The 15,797-nt window shown below is 68.6% G+C and carries 14 protein-coding genes and 1 tRNA gene; 11 read left to right on the top strand and 4 right to left on the bottom strand.

What is annotated here, in order from left to right; translation table 11 throughout:
* Window positions 1–4: 4 nt before the first annotated feature.
* The 3 genes from ACPUD7_RS03480 to ACPUD7_RS03470 form a co-directional block, all read right to left on the bottom strand.
* On the bottom strand, window positions 5–472 hold the full coding sequence (locus ACPUD7_RS03480) for a VanZ family protein (protein ID WP_425119139.1): 468 nt from the start codon (window positions 470–472) through the stop codon (window positions 5–7).
* 51 nt (window positions 473–523) lie between these two features.
* A complete protein-coding gene (locus tag ACPUD7_RS03475) occupies window positions 524–1,600 on the bottom strand; it encodes an NAD(P)-dependent alcohol dehydrogenase (protein ID WP_135537637.1) in 1,077 nt (358 codons plus the stop codon).
* A gap of 161 nt (window positions 1,601–1,761) precedes the next feature.
* The gene (locus ACPUD7_RS03470) at window positions 1,762–3,633 is read right to left on the bottom strand and encodes a bifunctional 3'-5' exonuclease/DNA polymerase (protein ID WP_425119138.1); all 1,872 of its coding nucleotides are present in this window, start codon (window positions 3,631–3,633) and stop codon (window positions 1,762–1,764) included.
* Between the two features lie 173 nt (window positions 3,634–3,806).
* Between ACPUD7_RS03470 and ACPUD7_RS03465 the strand changes: the two genes are divergently transcribed.
* The 9 genes from ACPUD7_RS03465 to ACPUD7_RS03425 all read left to right on the top strand — a co-directional run bounded on the left by ACPUD7_RS03465 (window position 3,807) and on the right by ACPUD7_RS03425 (window position 13,725).
* The gene (locus ACPUD7_RS03465) at window positions 3,807–5,180 is read left to right on the top strand and encodes an FAD-binding oxidoreductase (RefSeq protein WP_425119137.1); all 1,374 of its coding nucleotides are present in this window, start codon (window positions 3,807–3,809) and stop codon (window positions 5,178–5,180) included.
* Window positions 5,181–5,318: 138 nt separating this feature from the next.
* Window positions 5,319–5,753 carry a YciI family protein gene (locus ACPUD7_RS03460; protein WP_135537640.1) on the top strand — a complete coding sequence of 145 codons (435 nt, stop codon included), beginning with the start codon at window positions 5,319–5,321 and terminating at the stop codon, window positions 5,751–5,753.
* 13 nt (window positions 5,754–5,766) lie between these two features.
* On the top strand, window positions 5,767–7,080 hold the full coding sequence (locus ACPUD7_RS03455; RefSeq protein ID WP_205683285.1) for an RNA polymerase sigma factor: 1,314 nt from the start codon (window positions 5,767–5,769) through the stop codon (window positions 7,078–7,080).
* An 84-nt stretch (window positions 7,081–7,164) separates the two neighbouring features.
* On the top strand, window positions 7,165–8,136 hold the full coding sequence (gene mvk, locus ACPUD7_RS03450) for a mevalonate kinase (RefSeq protein ID WP_167854332.1): 972 nt from the start codon (window positions 7,165–7,167) through the stop codon (window positions 8,134–8,136).
* Complete coding sequence (mvaD, locus tag ACPUD7_RS03445; protein WP_135537642.1) at window positions 8,133–9,143, top strand: diphosphomevalonate decarboxylase; 1,011 nt, start codon at window positions 8,133–8,135, stop codon at window positions 9,141–9,143. Before mvk ends, mvaD begins: the two co-directional genes overlap by 4 nt.
* The gene (locus tag ACPUD7_RS03440) at window positions 9,140–10,297 is read left to right on the top strand and encodes a phosphomevalonate kinase (protein ID WP_135537643.1); all 1,158 of its coding nucleotides are present in this window, start codon (window positions 9,140–9,142) and stop codon (window positions 10,295–10,297) included. The genes mvaD and ACPUD7_RS03440 overlap by 4 nt, the downstream gene beginning before the upstream one ends.
* On the top strand, window positions 10,287–11,462 hold the full coding sequence (locus ACPUD7_RS03435) for an alpha-hydroxy-acid oxidizing protein (RefSeq protein WP_425119136.1): 1,176 nt from the start codon (window positions 10,287–10,289) through the stop codon (window positions 11,460–11,462). The genes ACPUD7_RS03440 and ACPUD7_RS03435 overlap by 11 nt, the downstream gene beginning before the upstream one ends.
* Window positions 11,459–12,529, top strand: coding sequence for a hydroxymethylglutaryl-CoA reductase (locus ACPUD7_RS03430; RefSeq protein ID WP_240689559.1), 1,071 nt, complete (start codon window positions 11,459–11,461; stop codon window positions 12,527–12,529). The genes ACPUD7_RS03435 and ACPUD7_RS03430 overlap by 4 nt, the downstream gene beginning before the upstream one ends.
* Window positions 12,526–13,725 carry a hydroxymethylglutaryl-CoA synthase gene (locus ACPUD7_RS03425; protein WP_425119135.1) on the top strand — a complete coding sequence of 400 codons (1,200 nt, stop codon included), beginning with the start codon at window positions 12,526–12,528 and terminating at the stop codon, window positions 13,723–13,725. The genes ACPUD7_RS03430 and ACPUD7_RS03425 overlap by 4 nt, the downstream gene beginning before the upstream one ends.
* A 158-nt stretch (window positions 13,726–13,883) precedes the next feature.
* Here the strand turns inward: ACPUD7_RS03425 and ACPUD7_RS03420 are convergent.
* A tRNA-Leu gene (locus ACPUD7_RS03420) sits at window positions 13,884–13,967 on the bottom strand.
* Window positions 13,968–14,366: 399 nt separating this feature from the next.
* On the opposite strand from ACPUD7_RS03420, the gene ACPUD7_RS03415 reads away from it, so the two are divergent.
* Both ACPUD7_RS03415 and ACPUD7_RS03410 read left to right on the top strand, forming a co-directional pair.
* Window positions 14,367–15,233: an FhaA domain-containing protein gene (locus ACPUD7_RS03415; RefSeq protein WP_425119134.1), complete on the top strand. Its 867-nt coding sequence runs from the start codon at window positions 14,367–14,369 to the stop codon at window positions 15,231–15,233.
* Window positions 15,230–15,745 carry an FHA domain-containing protein FhaB/FipA gene (locus tag ACPUD7_RS03410; RefSeq protein WP_135537647.1) on the top strand — a complete coding sequence of 172 codons (516 nt, stop codon included), beginning with the start codon at window positions 15,230–15,232 and terminating at the stop codon, window positions 15,743–15,745. The genes ACPUD7_RS03415 and ACPUD7_RS03410 overlap by 4 nt, the downstream gene beginning before the upstream one ends.
* The last annotated feature ends 52 nt before the right edge of the window (window positions 15,746–15,797 follow it).

Raw genomic sequence — 15,797 nt, 5'->3', positions numbered from 1 at the left:
GTCCTCAACGGACCTCGTGATCGATGGGTTCGTCGTCCCACCTCGGCGGCCAGATGGTCATGACGATGAGCCCGAGCAGCGCGCCGATCCCGGCACCGAGGCTGTTCGTCACGAGGTCGCTGATCGTGGCGAAGCGGGTGGGCGAGAGCAGGGTCGCCTGCGTGCCTTCGATGAGGCAGGTGAAGGCGATCCCCGTGACCCAGCCGACCCACCAGCGGCTGCGTCCGCACTGGAGCGCGACGAGCAGACCGAAGGGAACGAACATGCCGACGTTCGCGAGCTTCTCGAGGATGTCGTAGTCGATCCACGCCGTCACCGGGTGAGAGGCGAGGAACTCGAGCAGTCGGGCGATGAATGAACCGGAACCCGTGTCGAGCTGGTTCGGGGTGAGCGTGACGAGGCCGATGAAGATCGTGTAGAGGATGAGCAGCGCCAAGGGCACGGTCCGCACCCGCCTCTTCGACCCTGTCATCGAACCCACCCCCTCACCACTGTTCAGCGACCTCGACTCAGATGACTTCGCTCAGACTGCTTCGACATCGTCGAAGCTCGCGGTGTCGATGACGACGCGGAAGCGCACATCTCCGGCCACGACCCTGTCGTAGGCGGCGTCCGCCTCGGTGACGGGGATCGTCTCGATCTTCGCGGCGATGCCGTGCTCGGCGCAGAAGTCGAGCATCTCCTGGGTCTCGGCGATGCCGCCGATGTTCGATCCGGCGAGCACCTTGGCCCCGCCGATGATCGAACCGAAGGACAGCTTCTGCTTCTCCGGCGGCAGTCCGACGACGGCCATGACTCCACGCGGCCCCAGCAGGTGGAGGTAGCGGTCGACGGGGATGTCGGCGCTGATCGTGTTGAGGATGAGGTCGAATTCGCCGTTGTGCCGGCGGAAGAAGCCGTCCTCGGTGGTGGCGAGCATCCGCTTCGCACCGAGGGCGAGCGCATCGGCTTCCTTGTTGAGCGTGCGTGAGAGAACGGTCACCTCGGCGCCCATGGCCGCGGCGATCTGCACACCCATGTGGCCGAGCCCGCCGAGCCCGACGACAGCGACCTGCTTGGGTGCGCCGTTCTTCTTCTCACCGGCGCCCCACCGGGCCAGCGGCTGGTAGGTGGTGATGCCCGCGCACAGCAGCGGGGCGGCGACGTCGAAGTCGAGGGAATCGGGAATGCGGCACACGAAGCGTTCGTTGACGACGACCTTCTGAGCGTAACCGCCCTGCGTGATCGTGCCGTCGACGTCTTCGACGTTGTAGGTGCCGACACTGCCCGTGAAGCAGTTCTGCTCCTGGCCGGCCCGGCACTCCTCGCATTCGCCGCAGGAGTCGACCATGCAGCCGACTCCCACACGGTCGCCGACCTTCCACCCTGTGACCTCGGAGCCGACGGCTTCGACGACGCCGGCGATCTCATGGCCGACGGTCAGCGGGAAGTTCGCCTCACCCCATTCGTTGCGGATGGTGTGGATGTCGCTGTGGCAGATGCCCGCGGCCCTGATGTCGATGACGACGTCGTCGGGACGCGGGTCGCGCCGCTGGATGGTCGTGACGGAAAACGGCTGGTCCGGCCCGGTCTTCTGCAGTGCCTTGACGCTGATGCTCATGTGCTCTCCTTGTTCGGATATGCGAAACTGGGCCCCATCGTCCAGCGCCTGACGCCCGCAGTCTATTCCATGCATCGGCGCTGATCTTTCAGTTCGCACTCAGTGCTCGAATCGGGCTCCCACCGGCTCAGTCCTCGTCCCAACTCGGTCTTCGAACCGACTCAGTCCTTGATCGCGCGCTGCCCGATGTTCAACTCGAGAGGGAAATCGACGGGGGCATCACCGAAGAGCAGTCGACCCGCCGAGGCGGCCGCCGCCCTGATCTCCTCCGCCGCCCGTTCGGCCTGCTCGGCCGGGGCGTGGACGATGACCTCATCGTGGAGGAAGAAGACAAGGTGGGCGCGGCGTGAGAACACCGGTCCCGAGGCCGCCGCCGGTTCCGAGGCAACCGGTTCGACAACCGACCGACGGGTCGATCCCGACCCGTCGCTGTCTCCGTCGATTGCGGGCAGCCGGGCCAAACGCAGCCGCAGATCGGCGAGCCAGGCCAGCGCCCATTCGGCGGCGGTGCCCTGGACGACGAAGTTGCGGGTGAACCGTCCCTGGTCACCGGCGGCCCGGCGGGCCCGCTGTTCATCGACGCCGGTGGCGTCGAAGCGGTTCGCGGCCTTCTGCAGGCGCTGCCAGCCCTCGCTCGGCGGCGGGGAGGTCCGCCCCAACCAGGTGGACACGACTCCCCCACGCACTCCCACCTCGGCGGCGGAATCGACGAGATGCATCGCGGCGGGGAAATTCGTACGCAGGCGAGGCACCAAGGCACCCGCCTCACCGGTCGTCGAACCGTACATGGCACCGAGCACCGCGATCTTCGCCTCCTGCCGCGTGGCCACGACTCCGGCATCGACGAGCCCGGAGTACAGGTCTTTGCCGAACCCGGCCGCGGCCATCGCCCGGTCCCCGGACATGGCGGCGAGCGCACGGGGTTCGAGCTGAGCGACGTCGGCGGAGACGAGACGCCATCCGTGGTCGGCGCGCAGGGCCGGGCGCAGCTGCCGCGGAATCTGCAGAGCTCCTCCCCCACTGGCCGCCCAACGACCGGTGACGACGCCGCCGGGCACATAGACCGGCCGATAGCGACCCTCATCCACCCACTCATCGAGCCAATGCCAGCCGTTGGCGCTCAGCAGCCGCGCCATCTTCTTGTATTCGAGCAGAGGTGCGATCGCCGGATGCTCGCTGCCGCTCAGCTCCCATTTCGAAGTCGAGGCGACGTTGATGCCGGCATTGTGCAGGGAGGACAGCAGCCGGTTCGGGGAGTCGAGGTTGACCCGCGGGTCCTCGAGCGCGGCACGGACCTGATCGGCCTTCGCCAGCATCTTCGCGGGTTTCCCATCACGGATCGGCCGGGGCCCGAGGAGCTCAGTGAGGATCCGGTCGTGCTCGGCCTCGTCCCAGGGCACCCCGGCCGCTCGCATCTCCGCGGCGACGAGCCCTCCGGCCGATTCCGCGGCCAGCAGCAGACGCAGCCGACCCGGATCGCCTGCGCTGTCGACGGCGGCGGTCTGGCGGGCGAACTCGGCCAGGGCCGCCTCAAGGTCGTGCGGCACCTGCGGGACACGGCCGCGGCCGGCGTCGACCTCGAAGAGCGCGGCGGCCTCCTCACCGTCCTCGGCGCCGGTGGGCGCGGCGTCCCAATCCTCGGCGGCACGGAGCGGCTCGGCGGCGGTGACGAGTTCGGAGCGGGCGAGGATCGCATGAGCCAGTCGCAGATCGTGGCAGCGTTCGATGCTCACCCCGGCCGCCAGCAGCGGCGGGTACCACTTCGGGGTGTCGCTGAAGACCCATCTCGGCGGGGGTGTGCGCTGATCCGCCCCGTCGGCGCCGGACCCGTCGGGGCCGACAGCGGCGTTTCCGGCCGGGTTCTCACGGTCACGGACGAACTCGGGCAGGGCCGCCTCGGCGAGTTCGATCCGACCGATCTGTGCACCTGTCGCATCGAGATCGACGATGCGGATCCGCGCCCCCTCGAGCCCGGTGCCGGGCACGGTCCCGAGCACGCAGGCGGCGGGCAGCTGATCGGGGGCGACGGTCATGGGTTCAGCCTACGCCGCGACGAGCTGCGGAAGGGCCCTTCACGAGCACTCTCGGCACGATGCGGACCCGCCCGGTCCGCACCTTGACCTCCGCGCCGAGAACGACAGTGATCCTGGTAACGTCGGAAGCGAATTCCGGGTGCCGAACTCCGCTCGAAAGGCTCGATCACAACATGGACGTTGTCTCCTCCCTCACCTCAGCCCTGCCGGCCTCGGCCGTCATCACCGATCCCGACTCGATGGACGCCTATCGCTGGGATCGAGCGAACGATCCTGATGCCGGCGTACCGCTGGCCGTCGTCCGAGTGTCCTCCACCGAGGAGGTGCAGCAGGTCGTGCGCATCGCCGCCGAGGCGAAGGTGCCGATCGTGCCCCGCGGCGCCGGTTCCGGACTGTCCGGAGGCAGCTCCGCGATCGCCGGCGGAATCGTCCTCTCACTGGATCAGATGCGCGAGATCAGCATCGATCCGATCACGCGCATGGCCGTCGTCCAGCCGGGTGCCTTCAACGCCGAGGTGAAGGCCGCCGCCGCCGAACACGGCCTGTGGTACCCGCCGGATCCCTCGTCCTTCGAGTTCTGCTCGATCGGCGGCAACATCGCCACGAACGCCGGCGGTCTGTGCTGCGTGAAATACGGCGTGACCACGGACTATGTGCTGGGCATGACGGTGGTGCTCGCCGATGGGCGGGCCGTAAATCTCGGTGGACCCAGGCTCAAGGACGTCGCGGGTCTGCCGCTGACGAAGCTCTTCGTCGGCTCCGAAGGAACCCTGGGCATCATCACCGAGGTGACCCTGCGACTCATTCCCGCCCAGCTGCCCCCGACGACCGTCGTCGCGATGTTCGGCAAGCTCGCCGATGCCACGCAGGCCGTGCTCGACATCGCGAAGGCCATGCGGCCGTCGATGCTCGAGTTCATGGACAAGCCGTCGATCAACGCCGTCGAGGACGAACTGAAGATGGGTCTCGACCGGGAGGCCGAGGGCATGCTCGTCATCCAATCCGACGAACCCGGAGAGCATTCGAGCGTGCAGGCGGCGCTCATCGAAGAGATCTGCAACTCCAACGCCGCCTCCGAGTGCTACCTCACCGCCGACCCCGATGAGGGCGAAGCCTTCGTCACGGCCCGCCGCATCGCGATTCCGGCCGTGGAGAAGAAGGGCGCTCTGCTGCTCGAGGACGTCGGAGTCCCGCTGCCGAAGCTCGGCGACCTGGTCCTCGGCATCGAGAAGATCTCGGCCGAGCGTGAGGTCACGATCGCCGTCATCGCCCACGCCGGCGACGGCAACACGCACCCCCTGCTCGTGCTCGACCCGAAGGATGAGGCGCAGCAGGAGCGCGCGCGCATCGCCTACGGCGAAGTCATGGACCTGGCGACCGGCCTCGGCGGCACCATCACCGGTGAGCACGGCGTCGGCCGGCTCAAAGCCCCATGGCTCGCGCCCTACCTCGGCGAGGACGTCATGGAGCTCAACCACCGGATCAAACAGGCCCTCGATCCTGACAACATCTTCAACCCCGGATCGGTCTACACCGGACTCGTCTGAGCACCCGGCCGGGCCGAACCGCCTCGGCGGAAGGAATTCGTGGAAGAATTCTGAGCACGGTGTTGAATCGACGTCGATTCGATCGTCTTCTCTGTGAGCGACCGAAATCCGGTCGCCGCACACAGAACGGAGCGAACCATGCGCTACTCACTGATCTTCCACGCCCCCGAGCCCGGAGTCGACGGCCCCGCCCCCACCGAAGAGGACTTCCAGGAGATGATGCGCCTCATGGACGACTTCGGCCAGGCCCTGACCTCGGCCGGAGTATTCGTCGCCTGGGAGATGCTCGCACCCCACTCCGAGACGAAGACCGTGACCCGGAGGACCGGAGAGGTCGTCATCGAGGATGGGCCCTTCGCCGCGGCGAAAGAGGCTCTGGCCGGGGTCGTCGTCATCGACGTTCCCGACATCGAGGCGGCCCTGACTTGGGCCGAGAAATTCCCCGGCACGAGCTACGGCACGATCGAGATCCGACCCGCGGCGACTTCGTTCGTCGACGGCACCTGGACCCGACCGGGTGACGGGCCGGCCCGATCGGGCGACTGCCCGTCCCGACCGGACCAGTCGTCCTGAACTCCTCGCCGCGATGACCGAGCCCGCAGAGATCACCGATCCTGCCGAGTGGGCGATGAACCTGTCCCAGGACGGCTGGGGCAGGATCATCGCGCTCATCGCGGCCGCCGACGGAGACATCGCCGGCGCCGAGGATGCACTGGCCACCGCGCTCGAACGTGCCGTCACCGCGTGGCGGGCCCAGGGGCCGCCCGACAATCCCGAAGGGTGGCTCTACCGGGTGGCGCTCAATGCTCGCCGGGACGTATGGAAGTCTGCGGCCGCCCGGACCGCGACCGCCCTCGACGAGGAGACGATCGACCGGATCGACCAGGGTGGTGCGCATATCGACCGGGCGACGGGCCGCCTCGGTTCCTATCCTTCGAGCATTGATTCTGCGAGCGCCGATTCCGCCGATCTTGCCCCCTACGCTCTGCCCGATCAGCGCCTCGAACTCCTCGCCGCCTGCGCGCATCCGGACATCGACGCGGCCGCCAGGCCGCTGCTCATGCTCTCGGCGGTGATGGGAATGACGGCGAAGCAGATCGCCGCGGCCATGGCCCTGCCGGCCGCCACCGTCTCTGCCCGTCTGACCAGGGCGAAGAAGCGGGTTGCCGGTCTCGGCGTCGCCTTCGGCAGTCCCGACCGCCTCGACCTCGAGTCCCGTCTGCCCGATGTGCACGAGACGATCTACGGAGCCTTCGCCATCGAATGGACTCATGCGGCGGCCCAGCCGCGAGACGGCATGATCGGCGAGGCCCTGTACCTATCCCGTCTCGTGGCGCAGCTGTGCCCTGGCGACGGCGAATCCCACGGACTGGCCGCCCTCATCCACCTCTCTGCCGCTCGCTTCCCCGCCCGACGCAGCGGTGACGGGCGATTCGTTCCCCTCTCCTGTCAGGACCCCAACTTCTGGGACCAAACACTCACCGAGGCCGGCGAGCGCCACCTCGTCGAGGTCCACCGCTGCGGACACATCGGCCGATTCGGACTCGAGGCGGCCATCCAACTCCTCCATATGGCAGGAATCCGCACCGGGTCCACGGATTGGCCGATGCTGCTGCGCCTCCACGACGACCTCGCGCAGGTCGCGCCGAGCCTCGGCGGCTCGGTCTCCCGGGCGGCCGTCCTCGCGGAGGTCGACGGCCCCGAGACGGGACTGATGGCGCTCGACGCACTCGATGCCGACTCACCACGCCTTTCGGCTTTCCAACCGGCCTGGGTGCTGCGGGCTCATCTGCTGACCCGCCTCGGCCGCACTGACGAGGCGGCCACGGCGCGTCGGCGCGCCCTCGACCTGACCACCGACCCTGCCGAACGCGCCTACCTCTCGGTAGGGCTCACCTGAGACCGAGGTCACCTCGTCTTCGGGATGGGCCGGGGTACGGCATATGATGGTGGAATCAATCCACAGACTCCGAAATCCTCCTGCATGCACAATTCCTCTCAGACCGAACCGCCTCCGGCCGCCGCAGGCACAGCTCAGGGCTTCGCCCATGCCAAGGCCATCCTGTTCGGCGAACACGCGGTCGTCTACGGCTCTCCCGCCGTCGCCGTGCCGTTGCACGGCCTCGGAGTCCAGACCGATATCCGCCGGTCACCGGAGCAGGAGACCCGGATCGAGAGCCAGCTGTTCTCCGGGAACGCGCAGACCGCCCCGGAGCCGATGGGTCCCGTCGTCGCCGGGCTGACCGCCGCCCTTGAGGGCGTGGGCGATCCCGACGCCGAGGTGGAGCTGCTCATCCGTTCGGCGATCCCCCACAGCCGGGGCTTGGGATCGAGTGCCGCCGTGGCCACATCCGTCGCCCGGGCCGTGGCGAATCTCCATGCCACCGTCTTCGACGAGGAGGCCCTCCACGAGATCGTGCAGGCCGCCGAGACCGTCGCCCACGGCCGCCCCAGCGGCATCGATGCCTGGGCAGTGGCCAAACCCGCCCCGATCCGCTTCCAGACCGGGTGCGCGGAGACGATCGATGTCGGTCAGCGCCTCGTCTTCGTCCTCGCCGATTCCGGTCACCACGGGTCCACCGCCGAGGCGGTCGGCGGAGTGCGTGCCCGCCGTGACGCGGATCCGACGCGCATCGGCGCGATGATCGACCGCTTGGCCGAGCTCACCGATGCCGCCGTGGACGATATCCGCTCCGGTGACCAGGTGACGATCGGCCACCGCATGCTCGAGGCCCATGAGCTGCTCAGCGGCCTCGGCGTCTCCACCCCGAGCCTGGACTCCCTCGTCGCTGCGGCCACCGCGGCCGGAGCCCGCGGGGCCAAGCTCACCGGCGGAGGTCTCGGCGGCTGCGTGCTGGCCCTGGCCGATGGAGACGACGCCGCCGAGGAACTGGCGGATGCGCTGCGCGCCGCGGGAGCTCCCCGCACCTGGACGACGGAGGTCAGACCGACATGAGAACGACGACGGCGCGGGCCTACCCGAACATCGCCCTGGTCAAATACTGGGGCAAAGCCGATGAGGAGCTCATCCTGCCCGCCGCGGGCAGCCTCTCGCTGACCCTGGACCACTTCGAGACCACGACCACGGTGGTTCCCGCCCCGGAGGCGGCCACCGATGTCCTCGAACTCGACGGCAGCCTCGCCGATCCCGGGCAGACGAACCGCATCTCCGTCTTCCTCGACCATGTCCGCGAACTCGCCGGACGCGAGGACCGGGTCCTTGTCCGCTCCCGCAACTCCGTGCCCACGGGTGCCGGACTGGCCTCCTCGGCGTCGGGCTTCGCCGCCCTGGCGACCGCGGCCGCCGCAGCCTTCGACCTCGACCTCGATGCCCGCGAGCTCAGCCGTCTGGCCCGCCGCGGTTCGGGATCGGCCTGCCGGTCCATCGCCGCAGGGATGGCCGTGTGGCATGCCGGTGACGACGAGTCCTCGTTCGCCGAATCCGTCGACGCCCCGGACATGCGCATGATCATCGTCACCGTCAACCGCGCCAGGAAGGCCGTGTCCTCCCGCGAGGCGATGCGTCTGACGGCGGAGACCTCCCCGTTCTACTCCGGTTGGGTGTCCTCGACCGAGGACTACCTCGAGCAGATGGTCGCGGCCTGCTCCGCCGAGGACTTCACCCGCATCGGCGAGATCACCGAATCCCATGCCCTGCGCATGCACGGACTCATCCAGTCCACTGTGCCCCCGATCCGCTTCCTCAACCCGACCAGCCATGCGATCTTCGACGCCGTGGCCGAAGCCCGCGAGCACGGGATCAAAGCCTATTCGACCGCCGATGCCGGTCCGAACGTCGCCGTCATCGTCCGCCCCTCCGACGCCGAGGCGCTGGCGGAGAGGCTCTCCGGATTCGGCGATGTCCGCGTCGTCGGCCCCGGCCCCGGCGCCCACCTGCTCACCGCCGCTGACGAAGTCCCGCCCGCTGCGGGCACGTCTGCGGGTGAAGGCAGCCACGCATGATCGAGACCCGGGCGCCCGGAAAGCTCTTCATCGCCGGAGAATACGCCGTCGTCTCCCCCGGGCAGCCGGCGGTGCTCGTCGCCGTCGATCGCTGCATCACGGTGCGGCTGACCGAGAGTGAGGACTCCGGCCGCATCCACTCCTCCGAATACGGTCAGGCACCGCTGGTGTGGCACCGGGAGGAGAACGGCGAGGCCATCGTCCTCGAGCATCGTCCTGCCGACTATGTGCTCTCGGCGATCTCGACCGTCGAGGAGCTGCGGGCCGCCCGAGGTGCGGACCCTCGCTATTTCGATCTTGAGATCTCCAGCGAACTCGATGACACCGACGGCCGGAAGTTCGGGCTCGGCTCCTCGGCCGCGGTGACCGTGGCGACGGTCGCGGCCCTCGCCGAGTTCTACGAGCTTCGCCTCAGCCCCGCCGAACGCTTCAAACTCGCGCTGCTGGCAACGATCGCGATCTCGCCGAACGCTTCGGGCGGAGATCTGGCCGCCAGCACCTTCGGCGGGTGGATCCGCTACTCTTCGCCCGACCGTGCCGCCCTGCGCGCCCACCGTGAGGCCCATGGCGTCGTCTCGGCACTGAACTGCTCGCAATGGGCGGGCTCTTCTGCGCGGCGGATCACTCCTCCCGCCTCTCTCGATCTCCTCGTGGGATGGACGGGTTCACCGGCCTCGACCGAGCACCTCGTCAAACGCGTCCACTCCCCCGGCGCCGCACACGATGCTGCGCCCGCACCTGAGGCTGGCCCGGCACCTGAGGCCGGCCCCGCGCCCGTAGCCGCCGAGCCGCGTCCCTTCTCCTCCTTCGCCGCCGATTCCCATACTCTCGTCGACGATCTCGTGTCCGCCTTCGATGACGATGATGCCCAAGCGGCGCTGAAGACCATCCGCGCCGCTCGCGCCCTGCTCCAGCGCCTCGGCGAGACCTCGGGCAGCCTCATCGAGACCGCCACCCTGCACCAACTGTGCGAGATCGCTGAAGCACACGGTGCCGCCGCGAAGCCCTCGGGCGCCGGCGGCGGCGACTGCGGGATCGCAATGGCCCATTCCCACACCGATGCGCAGACCATCCTGACCGGCTGGGAAGCCGCAGGCATCCGACCATTGGACCTCGGCACCCACCGAGAGGAAGGCGAGATCGATGAGTTCTGAGACCCCCGAGGCCAAGGCCTCCCGCGCCTCCCGCAAGGACGACCACGTCCGCCTCGCTTCGGCGCAGCAGACCGAAGGGCCCCGCCGCAGCGACTTCGACGACCTCGAGTTCGTCCACCATGCGCTGTCGGGCACCAGTCCCGAGCGCGTCGACCTCTCCGTCGACCTCGGCGACTGGACCTGGCCGACCCCCTTCTATGTCAACGGCATGACCGGCGGCACCGAGACCACGGCGAAGATCAACCGGGACCTCGCGATCGCCGCGGCCGAGACCGGTCTGCCCATGGCCTGCGGGTCGATGAGCGTGGCCCTTGACGATGCGGAGGCCGCGAAGGGCTTCACCGTCATCCGGGAGGAGAACCCGCACGGCTTCGTCATGGGCAACCTCGGCGCCGGTCGCAGCGCCGACGATGCCCGCCGGGCCGTCGAACTGCTCGAGGCCGACGCCCTGCAGCTGCACATCAACCCCGTCCAGGAGACCGCGATGCCCGAAGGCACCCGCGACTTCTCCACCTGGCTGTCAGGGCTCGAGGACATCGTCGCCGCCTGCCCCGTGCCCGTCGTCGTCAAAGAGGTCGGCTTCGGACTCAGCCGCCGCACCCTGTCGCTGCTCGCCGGCATCGGGGTCCGCTTCGCCGATGTCTCCGGTGCCGGCGGCACGGACTTCCTGCGCATCGAGAACGACCGCGCCGGGGCCAGCGACTTCTCCATGCTCACCGGCTTCGGCCAGTCCGCCCTGGCCTGCCTGCTCGACGCCCCACCGGAATGGACCACCCCCGCTGACACCGGCGACGCGTCGACGACCACCGGCGACGCGAATGCCGACGGCGTCTCGTCACGTGTGCTGCTGGCCTCCGGCGGAGTCCGCAACCCCTATGATGTCGTCAAAGCGCTGGCCTGCGGAGCTCGTGCCGTCGGTGTCGCCGGCACCTTCCTGCAGACCGTGCTCGATCACGGTCCGGACGGACTCGTCGAACTCGTGCGCACCTGGCAGACTCAGACCTCGGCCCTGTTCGCTCTGCTCGGTGCCGAACGGTCCACGGATCTCACGGGCACGGACCTGCTCACGCGAGGCCGCCTCGGCGAGTTCGCCCGGCTGCGCGGAATCGACGTCACCGCGCTCTCGCACCGAACTGACGTTCTTTCGAGGAGGAATCAGCTGTGAAACAGCAGACCACGATGACCGGGATCCCGACCACCTGGGTCGGTCCCCTGCGGGTCAGCGGCGAAGCGCTGGCTCCGACAGGCACCCACACCGAAGTGGCCGTGCCCCTGGCAACGTACGAAACCCCGCTGTGGCCCTCCGTCGGTCGCGGCGCGTCGATCTCGCGTGAGATCGACGGCGGCATCCGCACCGTCATCGTCGATGAGCGCATGACCCGGTCGGTGCTCTTCGTCGCCGAATCCGCGATCGGCGCCGAGGCGGCCGCGCAGGCCATCCGACACCGCATGCCCGAACTCGAGGACGTCGTCTCGGCCGGCAGCAACCATGCCCGGCTCATCGAGGTCCACCCGGAGATCGTCGGCAATCTGCTCTTCGTCCGCTTCGCCTTCCGGACCAACGACGCTTCGGGCCACAACATGGTCACCCAGGCCTCGGACACGCTCATGGAGCGCATTCTGTCCTGGCAGCTGGGCCTCGACTACGGTTCGGTGTCGGGCAACTACTGCTCGGACAAGAAGGCGACCGCGGTCAACGGGATCCTCGGGCGCGGCCGCAATGTCGTCGCCGAGATCCTCCTGCCCCACGAGGTCGTCGAACGCCGCCTGCGCTCGACCGCGGAGAAGATGACCGAGATCGTCATCCGCAAGAACCTCGTCGGGTCGACGATCGCCGGGGCGCTGCGATCGGCGAACGCCCACTATGCGAACATGCTGCTCGCCTTCTACCTGGCCACGGGTCAGGATGCGGCGAACATCGTCGAGGGCTCGCAGGGGATCACCTATGCGGAGAACCGACCCGAGGGCCTGTACTTCTCGACCACCCTGCCGCATCTCATCGTCGGCACCGTCGGCAACGGCAAGGATCTGCCGCATGTCGACGAGGCGCTGGAGCGACTCGGCTGCCGCGAGGACCGCGAGCCCGGTGCGAACTCGCGCCGTCTGGCCGCGCTCATGGCCGCCACCGTGCTCTGCGGTGAGCTCTCGCTGCTCGCCGCGCAGACGAACCCGGGCGAGCTCATGTCCACACATCTTGAGATGGAACGCAGAGAGGACGGCGAGGCCGCATGACACCGATCGGCATCGACGACATCGAGTTGACCACGACCCATCATGTCGTCCGACTCGACGACTTCGCCGAGGCGAACGGCACCGATCCGAACAAGTTCCGTCTCGGTCTCGGGCAGGACGAGTTCAGCTTCCCGGCGCCCGATGAGGACATCGTCACCATGGCCGCCGCGGCCGCAGCACCCATCATCGAACGCAGCGGCACCGAGGGCATCAGGACGATGCTGTTCGCCACGGAGTCCGGCACCGACCAGTCCAAGGCCGCGGGCATGGCGGTGCATTCGCTGCTCGAGCTGCCCTCGCAGATGCGCATCATCGAGGTCAAAGAGGCCTGTTATTCGGCGACTGCGGCGCTGCAGGCCGCCGTCGGCATCGTCACGCGTTCACCCGGCCAACGCGTCCTCGTCATCGCTTCGGACGTCGCCCGCTACGAACTCGACACCGCCGGCGAGCCCACTCAGGGTGCCGGAGCCGTGGCGATGCTCGTCTCCGCGAACCCGAGGCTGCTCGAGATCGAACCGGTCTCGGGCCTGAACTCCGCCGATGTCGATGACTTCTGGCGGCCGAACGATTCGACGACCGCGATCGTCGACGGTGCTCTGTCCGTCACCGCATACCTCGACTCCCTCACCGGCGCCTGGAACGATCTGCAGACGCAGGACGGACCGGGAATCGACGAGATCGACCGCATCCTCTACCACCAGCCGTTCACGAAGATGGCGAAGAAGGCGCAGGTCCACCTCGCCGGTCTGACCGGAGCGGTGCTCGACACCGAGATCGTCGCGGGTGCTCAGACCGCTTCTGCCTCCGACCCGCGCGATACGGGACTGGCGGCGAGCACCCTGTACAACCGCCGTCTCGGCAACTCGTACACCGCTTCGCTGTATGCGGGTCTGTGTTCGCTGCTCGACCACGATTCGGATCTCGCGGGCAGGCGCATCGGACTCTTCAGCTACGGCTCGGGAAGCGTCGGAGAGTTCTTCACCGCCCGCGTCGTGCCCGGCTATGAGCAGCATTCGCATCGCGAGACCGTGACCGCGGCACTCGATGCCCGCGTGCCGCTGTCCATCGACGAGTACCGCGCCCTGCACGCGACCGAGCTGCCGAGCGCCGAGGACGTCTCGACCCCGAAGGTGACCGCGGGACCGTTCCGCTTCGCCGGGGTCACGGGCCGCGCCCGCGTCTACGAACGCAGCTGAGCCGCGACCTCCCACCCCGTCGGGCCCCGCGGCGCAGCCTCGCGCCGCGGTCTCCCGCCCCGGTGCTGCGGGCTTGCGCCGCGGGGCTCTTCTGCAGACACGACGAAGCCCCTCACCCGACCTTCTCGAGGTCCCGGTGAGGGGCTTCATGTTCGCTGTGCGCGAGGGGGGACTTGAACCCCCACGACCTTGCGGCCACTGGCACCTGAAGCCAGCGCGTCTACCAATTCCGCCACTCGCGCGAACAAGAGAAAACTCTAGCATCGCTGACGGCGAAACATAAAACCGGATGGAGCGAAAGCGCACAAACGTGTCCACGTTCACATTTCCCGTCCTTGATCACAATTGTCCGACGACCCTCCCCCGTCCCCCGCGGTGCCGCCGTCCCGGCGCCTGCACCGCGCCCCGCGCAGCCCGCACACCACCTCTCACCATCCCCGCGACTTCACTGGACGCGGGCCGAGAATCCCGGCACAGCTTCGCCCCGAGAACACGCGCGACGTGAGTTGAGAGCCTCACCGCGTTAGGATTGGGTGTTGATGTGCTCAGACTGTGCCCACCCGGGACCACCTGGTCAGGGCCCACACAGACGCGTGGCGAAGAGTTCGTCTGCGACCGGCAACACCTGATGAGGAGGTGCCATGGGGATACTCGATCGCTTCGAGAAGGGGCTGGAGAGCGTCGTCAACGGCGCCTTTGCCAAGGCCTTCCGATCACAGGTCGAACCCGTCGAACTCGCCGGCGCTCTGCGCCGTGAGGCCGACAACAAGGCCGCCGTGGTCTCCCGCGGCCGCACACTGACAGCCAACCACTACATCATCGAGCTCTCACCGACGGATCACGACCGACTCTCCGGTCTCGAGTCCGAACTGCGCTCGGATCTGCGCCAAGTCATCGGCGATCACGCCGTCGAGCAGGCCTACAGCTTCGTCGGTCCCGTGTCCGTCGAATTCTCCTTGGCCGATGACCTCGACACGGGCATGTACCGGGTCGTGTCCTCGACTCAGCGCCCCGACGGCTCCCCGGCCGCGCAGCCGGCCAATCGCGGCGGCTACGACCCGGTCTCCCGGGCCAACCCGGTCGTCGGCGAGTCACCGAACTCCGGCTCCCGGCCCGTGACCCCGCGCCGCACCCCGGAACCGGCGCGGGCGACACCCGCCCCGCGCGCCAATCCGGCCCCCCGACCGGCCTCCGCACCTGCCCCCGCACGCAGCCGCACGATCGAGGCCAGCGTGACCATCGACGGTCGCGCCCAGCAGCTGCGCCAGGGCACGAACACCTTCGGCCGCTCCTCGTCGAGTTCGGACTTCGTCATCGACGACCCGGGCGTCTCCCGCCGCCACTTCGAGATCATCGTCGAAGGCGACCATGCGGTGGCCAACGACCTCGGTTCGACGAACGGCACACTGCTGCACGGACGCAAACTCACCTCGGCGAACCTCTCCGACGGCGACATCCTCCTCGCCGGAGAGGCCGAAGTCCACTACAGCGAGCGAGACGCCCAGTGAGCGAATTCACCGTCACCGTCTTCCGGCTGGCCTTCTTCGTCATCCTCTGGCTCTTCGTCCTCGGAGTCGCCGGAGTTCTGCGCCGCGACATCTTCGGTCCCCGCCGTTCCCGCGCCGGACGGAAATCTCGCCGAGGCGGCTCCAAGGCCACCGCGCCCCCGCCGGCCCGTCCGGCTCCCGCACCCCGGCAGGCCCCCGCGGCCGCACCGGTCGCCCACGCCCATCCGGGCACCATCCGCATCACCGACGGCCCACTGGCCGGTCAGTCGCTCATGCTCTCCGGAGCCCCCGTGACCTTCGGCCGTGCGCCGGACAACACGATCGTCATCAACGACGACTTCGCGTCCAGCCACCATGCCCGGATCTCCGCGAAGAACGGCGCCTGGCTGCTCGAGGACCTCGGTTCGACGAACGGCACCATCGTCGACGGATCACGCATGACCGGCCCTGTGCGGCTGAGCATCGGCACCCGGATCACCATCGGACATACGACCCTGGAGACCCAATCGTGACGACCGGCGGTACCATCACTCTCCGTTCGGCAGCCCGGTCTCACACCGGGCT

Origin of the sequence: Brevibacterium sp. FAM 24630 (genome assembly GCF_049804075.1) — a bacterium.
Taxonomy (GTDB): domain Bacteria; phylum Actinomycetota; class Actinomycetes; order Actinomycetales; family Brevibacteriaceae; genus Brevibacterium.
Note: the sequence above shows the minus strand (reverse complement) of the source record. Positions and strands in the feature narration are given on the sequence as shown.

Coding starts and splice junctions, on each gene's coding strand:
- ACPUD7_RS03460 (WP_135537640.1), top strand. CDS start 5,319: ATGCGCTACTCACTGATCTTCCACGCCCCCGAGCCCGGAGTCGACGGC.
- mvk (WP_167854332.1), top strand. CDS start 7,165: ATGCACAATTCCTCTCAGACCGAACCGCCTCCGGCCGCCGCAGGCACA.
- ACPUD7_RS03415 (WP_425119134.1), top strand. CDS start 14,367: ATGGGGATACTCGATCGCTTCGAGAAGGGGCTGGAGAGCGTCGTCAAC.
- ACPUD7_RS03480 (WP_425119139.1), bottom strand. CDS start 472: ATGACAGGGTCGAAGAGGCGGGTGCGGACCGTGCCCTTGGCGCTGCTC.
- ACPUD7_RS03435 (WP_425119136.1), top strand. CDS start 10,287: ATGAGTTCTGAGACCCCCGAGGCCAAGGCCTCCCGCGCCTCCCGCAAG.
- ACPUD7_RS03470 (WP_425119138.1), bottom strand. CDS start 3,633: ATGACCGTCGCCCCCGATCAGCTGCCCGCCGCCTGCGTGCTCGGGACC.
- ACPUD7_RS03475 (WP_135537637.1), bottom strand. CDS start 1,600: ATGAGCATCAGCGTCAAGGCACTGCAGAAGACCGGGCCGGACCAGCCG.
- ACPUD7_RS03455 (WP_205683285.1), top strand. CDS start 5,767: ATGACCGAGCCCGCAGAGATCACCGATCCTGCCGAGTGGGCGATGAAC.
- ACPUD7_RS03465 (WP_425119137.1), top strand. CDS start 3,807: ATGGACGTTGTCTCCTCCCTCACCTCAGCCCTGCCGGCCTCGGCCGTC.
- mvaD (WP_135537642.1), top strand. CDS start 8,133: ATGAGAACGACGACGGCGCGGGCCTACCCGAACATCGCCCTGGTCAAA.
- ACPUD7_RS03440 (WP_135537643.1), top strand. CDS start 9,140: ATGATCGAGACCCGGGCGCCCGGAAAGCTCTTCATCGCCGGAGAATAC.
- ACPUD7_RS03425 (WP_425119135.1), top strand. CDS start 12,526: ATGACACCGATCGGCATCGACGACATCGAGTTGACCACGACCCATCAT.